This window comes from Leptolyngbya sp. FACHB-711, assembly GCF_014695615.1.
Lineage (GTDB): Bacteria > Cyanobacteriota > Cyanobacteriia > Elainellales > Elainellaceae > Leptolyngbya_A.
Window position 1 is genome coordinate 1 of sequence record NZ_JACJOR010000313.1, and the last position, 6,809, is coordinate 6,809.

The window sequence follows — 6,809 nt, forward strand, 5'->3', positions numbered from 1 at the left end:
CTAAATTCGCCTATGATGAGTCTCTAGAATACCTGTCTCATTAGGCGATCACAATTCACATGGCAACTTATCTCATTACAGGTGCAAGTCGAGGTATCGGCTACGAATACTGCCGTCAACTACAAGCACGGGGAGAAGCAGTAATTGCAGTGTGTCGTACTGCCTCTCAGGAATTGCAGCAGCTTGGGGTACAGGTTGAGGATGGCATTGATATTACCTCCAATGATTCGATCACAAATTTACGAAATCGTCTGGGAGATACTGCGATCGATGTCTTAGTCAACAATGCAGGCATTCTCAAGCGGGTAACGCTGGAAGATTTAGACTTTGACAGCATTCGTGAACAGTTTGAGGTGAATGCTCTGGGTGCGCTACGGGTCACTCACACCTTGCTGCCCAACCTCAGAACAGGCTCCAAGATCGTGTTGATGACGAGCCGGATGGGGTCGATTGGCGACAATACCTCTGGCAGTTCTTACGGCTACCGGATGTCAAAAGTGGCACTGTCGATGGCGGGGAAGTCGTTAGCGCACGATCTGAAGCCCCGAGGAATTACTGTCGCGATTCTGCATCCGGGCTTGGTGCAAACGCGCATGACGAACTTTACGAAAGGTGGCATCACCCCAGAGGAATCGGTGCAAGGGTTACTGGCTCGCATCGATGAGTTGACCTTGGAGAATACAGGCACGTTCTGGCACGCCAACGGAGCAGTGTTGCCCTGGTAATTATGGAGCAGAACTGTACTAGACTCATCAGTAGGCCTGAAAGACAGGCACGATCGGGTTGAGATTGAGCTTGAGATTGAGCAACTCAAACCGCCTGAAACCTATCGCACCAAACCCAAATTGCGGCTCAAATGATTCGAGAGCTATAGGCGATGGAATTTCGATTTGAACTGGTGTTGGGCAATAGTGACTCCTCTTTTTTTCTACATAGAGTGACTGAAGAGTGACTAACAAGGCTTCCAGAACCAGGACTTACACCGGGTAGACAAAGCCGAGCAATGCTTCAGCGCACTTGCGACACTGCCTTTTCGAAGCGCAAAAAGGCAATCGGCTCGGAGACTCAACTTTTGCCGGATGCTAGTCCTTGCATTGTGCGAGACCGTTAAGTAACGTCCACGATAGCCTCCTTCGCCTCACGATAAAGGTCAGCATCTATGTTGAATCAATCGTCTTCTGCCAATTTTACTCAGTCCTCGTTCTTCGCCTCGTCCGCTCCATCGCTATCAAAACCTCTACGCGATAGCAACAATTCATTCAATACTGCTAAGTTTTTGGGCAGGATCAAAGCTAATGCCTCTTCAGCCAGAGTTCGCTTTAGCGGCATACTCGATCGCAGCGATCAAGTGGATTTTTTTAGAGTCGATGTTGCGCCAGGTGCCTCATTCTCGACTGCAACTACCAGTGGTAGGGTCGAAGGGGGCAGGATCAGAATTAATTCCTACTATTCCCTGCCTGGACAGTCTCCTGTCAAATATTTATCAGTCGTCTTTCGCCCTGACTCCTACTCCCAGGAAGCAAGCGTTCCTTTGTTTAATAACTTTGACTCCACGGTTCAGGTTTATGCCGAGGTTCAAAGTTTGAGCAGGAATAGAACTATCAGGTATAGTGCTCGATCTCTATTTAGATAAGTACTGATTAGATAAGTACTGAAATCTGCTGCCAGAAGGTGGCGATGCTCCTGCTAGTGCGGTTGGTGCAGGTTGGAAAACAAGTGAGCTGCGTCGCACAAGTGTGCGGATTGTCCAAACAACAGGCATTTCAGGCAGTCGATCGTACCTTTGACCGTTACAATCTGGCAACTGAAGTTAAGCAGTGCTATCCATTTCAAATTTCAGGTGGCATGGCACGGCGCGTACTCGTATCTACCGCTGTTGTCAGCCAGGCTGATTTGTTGATTGCCGATGAACCCACTTCTAGACTACATCCTGATGTTATTAAGGAAACCCTGAACCACCTGCGAGAACTGGCAGATGAAGGCAAGGGAGTTATCCTGATTACCCACGATATTGAAGCAGCATTGCAAGTGGCGGATCAGGTTGCCGTTTTCTATGCTGGGACAACCGTTGAAATTACCGCAGCAACCGACTTTTCCAATGGCACTATTCGCCATCCCTATACCAGGCTTTGTGGCGATCGCTCCCTCAAAATGAGTTCATTCCTGTCCCTGGTTGCCAACCGAGTCCCGATGCATTACCCAACGGGTGTTTATTTAGCGATCGCTGTCCTTGGGTGACAGAGGTGTGTCAGGTTGAGCGTCCTTCATTTCGGCAGGTGCACGGTGCGCCAGTCAGATGTATTCATGCGGAGGAACACCATGTTAGTCGGTAAGCAGCTTAGGTTTCGCTATAGTCCCAGACATCCCTAGATTCCGCGCGATTTTAGTTTGGTGATTGCGCCCGGTGAAAGGGTTGGGCTGATGGGTCCCTCTGGCTTTGGCAAAACAACACTGGGAAAACTGTTGGCAGGCTATCTCACACCCACCGCTGGAACCGTAACAGTGAACAGTCAACTATTACCTCTACGGGGCTACTCCCCAGTACAGCTAATCTTTCAAAACCCAGAATTAGCAGTCAATCCACGCTGGCGTGTTCGTCAGATTCTCCAGGAAGGACACCTGCCAGCACCTGAGTTATTGGATAGATTAGGAATCCATAAAAACTGGCTCGATCGCTATCCTCATGAGTTGAGTGGGGGTGAGCTTCAACGCATTGCCGTTGCCCGAGTTCTCAACCCAGCCACTCATTACTTAATTGCCGATGAAATGACTGCCATGCTGGATGCCAATACCCAGGCACTCATCTGGCAAGCTGTTCTCTCTTATACGCGCACTCACGAGATTGGATTATTGGTGATCAGCCATGAATTCGCCTTGCTGAAACGATTGTGTGATCGCATCATTGATGTGGCTGACTATCACACAGATCAATCCAGTGAGATATCAACCCTGGCACATTACTAAACAAGTGCTCAAGAGCTATGAACGATCGCCAACTGGGTCAGCAACGTACGTGAAATCGGGTTCAGAGTTCCAAGGACCGCGATCATCCTGATCATTCTGTCCATTGGTTGACAGGTTGTAGTAAAGAGCCACAGTTTCATCGGGCTGAACATTGCCAAACATCGGATCAGTCAATTTGCCCAAAGAATCCAACGCCTTCATGAACATTTGAGTGTGAGAGATTTCACGGGTTAGTAGGTGAACCAGTGTCTTTTCAGTGTCTTTATCGGGTGCAAGCTTGATCAAGGATTCGTAAGTTTGGCGTGCTCCTGCTTCAGCGGCAATATTAGCTCGTAAATCACGCACGACATCGCCGCCTTCATTCAAATAGTTCGCTGTCCAGGCATTGCCCTGGCTATCTAGAAAGTGGGGACCCATACCCCGTACTGCGAACAATGAACTCTTGTAAGCATCCGTTTGGTCAACGTTTTTGGTATGCGCTTCGATCAGCTTGCCAACCATCTCTAAATGTCCGAACTCCTCCAACGCAATGTCTTGCAACATATCCCGGATGCCAGCATTTTCCACATGAAACGACTGCACCCAATACTGCAATGCGGCAGACAGCTCACCCGTTGCACCACCAAACTGCTCTAACAAAAGTTGAGCAAACCGAGGATTTGCCTCACCAATTTTTACAGCATGAATTGGCTCTTTTTTATGAAAAAACATAGATAAATCCCTTGTAATTGAGTAATGGTCTTAAACGCTTTGTACCATGCCCTTCTATCTGCGCTATCTTTTAGCTTTTATCCCTCATCCTTTAGAGCGAAGTTTTTTCAGGCGATCGCTAAGCGGACTGAGTGAGGCAAGCAATCACTTGAATCAATCTCTCTGGTTCGATTGGTTTCGAGACATGCTGTTGAAATCCAGCTTGCAGGGCTTGTTGCTGGTTGAAGTCGCCTGTGTAGGCAGTGACTGCAATCGCCCGAATTTGTCCGCCTTGCTCTGATGGCAGTGCTCTCACCTGTTGCATCAGCATATAGCCATCCATGTCTGCCATGCCGATGTCACTCAGCAGCACCGTTGGCTTAGCTTGAATGAGCATGGTTCATGCTTCATTAGCGGTCGTGAATACGGTTGCACCCGCTTGCTCCAACACAACCGCCACGAACTCTCGTGAATCTGCTTCATCATCGACGACCAAGACTTGAATCCCATTCAAGTCATAAAATGGCCCTGACGATCGACTATTGTGATCGGCGATCGCCTGAATAGGTATGAGTGGCAGCCTGACGGTAAAAGTTGTGCCCCTTCCGATTCCCAGGACTTTCGACTGCGACCGTTCCTCCATGCAATTCGACTAAATGCCGTACGATCGCCAGTCCTAATCCCAGTCCACCAATCTGCATCTTTAAGAGAGTGCTGTCTAGATTGCACTTTTACAGGAGGGTGAGTTGTTCCGCTTGAGACTTGGAAGGGGATTTTCGTGCACCTGATGGTTTAGAAGGACGAGCGGCTCCAACAAACCAAGTTCGTAACATTTGCGCTTGGCTCTCGTCCAGTTCAGCTAAGTTGAGCGCCGTTGGAAACAAGGCTCGATCGGTTAATCCTGCCCAGCTCACCTCACACTGAACCCGATCGCTGCCAAACGGAAGGAAGCTTTCTGGCAAAGGCGCAAGGTAAGGCACAAGGTTGCCCTGTTGAATCAACTCCTGCCGTTGCCGATCGAGTTGCTGTACTCGTTTTGCTCTGGCTTGCTTATAGTCGAGAATCGGTGCAGGATACCCCTTTGTTGACGGGGGAGTTCCAAGCTGTTGCGGCGAGAGATGCCGCAGTTCGGGGACCCAGCGTTTAATAAACTGTCCTTGGGGGTCAAATCGATCGACTGCGGCTTGCCCTGGGTTGTAGATGCGCGTCCAGGACTGGTCAATTGCGGCTGTAATCCCCGCTTGCATGGCCCACTGATAATGGTCGATCGGGCAATCCCCATCAATGAGATGCCGCATGAAGTGCAGCGCCCCATAGCGCCAGTCCATCCCCAACAGGTTACTCAAGAAGCTGGCATAACAGGCACGGGTGCGAAAGTTAAAGGCTTGCCAACCTCCAGTTGCAATTAAACAACGAGCGGCTGCATCAATAATCGGAAATCCGGTCTGTCCCTGTTGCCAGGCTTGGTACAGGTCTTCATCGAACTCAAAGCCTTGTTCATCAAAGTGACGATAGAGCGATCGCACTTCAAGTTGCGGCAGGTAGCGAAAGCGTTGGGCAAAACCACTGTTCCATCTCAGGCGAGCAATAAACTGCTTACGGCTGCGCTGCACTCGCTCATCGAGCACGGTCTTGAGGGTTTGGGCAGCGTGATAGCACTGTCGCAATGAGATGACACCGAATTTGATGTGAGGACTTAATCCACTGGTGGCAGCAGCACTGGGATAGGACAATTGCCAATAATAGCGCTGCGTTTTCTCCTCCAGGAAGCGATCGAGCAGTTGGTAAGCAGCCTGGGTTCCAGCCGGAGGCAGGGGCTTGCCATCATCGTGGAGCTTGAGGTCAGCCAGCGTGGGTAACGATGTACTCAACACCTCTGACGGGACTTCGATTCGTTGGGGAGTTGGGACGATCGCCTCACGCATCTGGTCGTACCACAACTGACGATACTGCCTCGTTGTCATGAGGTCAGGAGTTGTACCGGATGGCTCAAACCAGCGAATCTTAAGATCTTGCTCTGTGAGAATGCGATTGAGTCGAGCATCCCGGACCCGACCATACAATCGCTCGAAGTCAAGATGAGCATAGATGCCATCAGCTTTCGTCTCCCGAATCAGTTGCGGCAAGACGGTGAGCGGATCACCCAAGCGGAGGATCAGGCGTCCCCCGCGCTCCTGCAAGTCAGCATCCAGCGATTGCAGCGACTTCAACAGAAAGGCTACGCGAGCAGGGGCGGTTTCAGGATGGTGCAATAGGGCAGGATCAAAGATAAAGACGGGAACAACCGCTCCTCGACGTGCCGCTCGATCGAGGGGAGCATGGTCAGAGATGCGGAGGTCACGGCGGAACCAGACGATCGTGCAGTTGCTCACAACCCTTCCTTTAAGTACGCTTGCTCTAGCCTAGCAAAGAAACTTTGAGCGCTGGGCAGTGGCAGCTCCATCCACTAAGGTATAGCAGTCTGTTAATCAAAGCCTTCAAGAATTTGTGCAAAGCTAAGCAAGCTTTTCTGGATACGCATCGAGTGGGGGAAGAGGGCGGTCGGATGCCGCAGCAGGAATTGTTGTTTCCAGAGTGGCGCGGCTCTAAAGCAGGACACCTGACACGATCGCGAGCGGATGAGATTTTAGGGAAAGCTTGCGATCGAGTGAGGCTAGAGGGAGTTTCGACGCACTCGTTTCGGCGTACCTAGGTTACAAAGCTGCGCGATAAGGGGTATTCGCCTGCTCAAATTCAGAAGCGGACGGGGCATCGACGGCAGGAGACTTTGATGCACTATTTCGATCGGGTTTAATTGCTGCTTGAATGACCTAAATCGTCATATCCTTGCAATTGCGATCGGTACATTTGCAGTTGTCTACAGCTAGGCGTGGTTCTTGGATTTATTCCAGAGTCCCAGCAACTGAATGTAACTAATCGAGCAATCCTTGCTTTTTCGTTCATCAGTGCAGAGGCGAAGGATGGCGTTGAAATGTAAGACAGCGAATAGGGAACGTAACCCTACAACAAAAACCTCAGTGCCGAACTGAGGCTTATCGATAGGGAAAATCCAAACGAGATGAAACTTTGATTAGCTCACTGCAAAGGCAGTCAAGAGGGTGAGAGTCACGAAGAGAACCGCAATCGCCCCTTGCAGCGCATATTGACGAGCCTGC

9 protein-coding genes are annotated in these 6,809 nt (G+C 50.2%); 5 read left to right on the forward strand and 4 right to left on the reverse strand.

Going from position 1 to position 6,809, the window contains the following annotated elements; genetic code table 11:
• Positions 1-59: 59 nt before the first annotated feature.
• The 4 genes from H6F80_RS12575 to H6F80_RS12585 all read left to right on the forward strand — a co-directional run bounded on the left by H6F80_RS12575 (position 60) and on the right by H6F80_RS12585 (position 2,964).
• Positions 60-725 carry an SDR family oxidoreductase gene (locus H6F80_RS12575; protein WP_190791891.1) on the forward strand — a complete coding sequence of 222 codons (666 nt, stop codon included), beginning with the start codon at positions 60-62 and terminating at the stop codon, positions 723-725.
• A 952-nt stretch (positions 726-1,677) separates the two neighbouring features.
• Positions 1,678-2,238, forward strand: a complete 561-nt coding sequence (locus H6F80_RS12580) for an ATP-binding cassette domain-containing protein (RefSeq protein WP_242067320.1) — start codon at positions 1,678-1,680, stop codon at positions 2,236-2,238.
• Positions 2,160-2,333 carry a hypothetical protein gene (locus tag H6F80_RS31295; protein ID WP_518523569.1) on the forward strand — a complete coding sequence of 58 codons (174 nt, stop codon included), beginning with the start codon at positions 2,160-2,162 and terminating at the stop codon, positions 2,331-2,333. Before H6F80_RS12580 ends, H6F80_RS31295 begins: the two co-directional genes overlap by 79 nt.
• Positions 2,334-2,391: 58 nt before the next feature.
• Entirely contained in the window at positions 2,392-2,964 is a 573-nt protein-coding gene (locus H6F80_RS12585; protein ID WP_518523570.1) for an ABC transporter ATP-binding protein, read from the forward strand.
• A 15-nt stretch (positions 2,965-2,979) separates the two neighbouring features.
• On the opposite strand, the gene H6F80_RS12590 is transcribed toward H6F80_RS12585, so the two are convergent.
• From H6F80_RS12590 to H6F80_RS12600, 4 genes are all read right to left on the reverse strand, one after another.
• Positions 2,980-3,675 carry a manganese catalase family protein gene (locus H6F80_RS12590; protein ID WP_190791892.1) on the reverse strand — a complete coding sequence of 232 codons (696 nt, stop codon included), beginning with the start codon at positions 3,673-3,675 and terminating at the stop codon, positions 2,980-2,982.
• 118 nt (positions 3,676-3,793) lie between these two features.
• Entirely contained in the window at positions 3,794-4,051 is a 258-nt protein-coding gene (locus H6F80_RS31300; protein WP_242067322.1) for a response regulator, read from the reverse strand.
• A 142-nt stretch (positions 4,052-4,193) separates the two neighbouring features.
• Positions 4,194-4,355, reverse strand: a complete 162-nt coding sequence (locus tag H6F80_RS31305; protein WP_277879135.1) for an ATP-binding protein — start codon at positions 4,353-4,355, stop codon at positions 4,194-4,196.
• 30 nt (positions 4,356-4,385) lie between these two features.
• The gene (locus H6F80_RS12600) at positions 4,386-6,026 is read right to left on the reverse strand and encodes an FAD-binding domain-containing protein (protein ID WP_190791893.1); all 1,641 of its coding nucleotides are present in this window, start codon (positions 6,024-6,026) and stop codon (positions 4,386-4,388) included.
• A 113-nt stretch (positions 6,027-6,139) separates the two neighbouring features.
• On the opposite strand from H6F80_RS12600, the gene H6F80_RS12605 reads away from it, so the two are divergent.
• A complete protein-coding gene (locus H6F80_RS12605; RefSeq protein ID WP_190791894.1) occupies positions 6,140-6,346 on the forward strand; it encodes a site-specific integrase in 207 nt (68 codons plus the stop codon).
• The last annotated feature ends 463 nt before the right edge of the window (positions 6,347-6,809 follow it).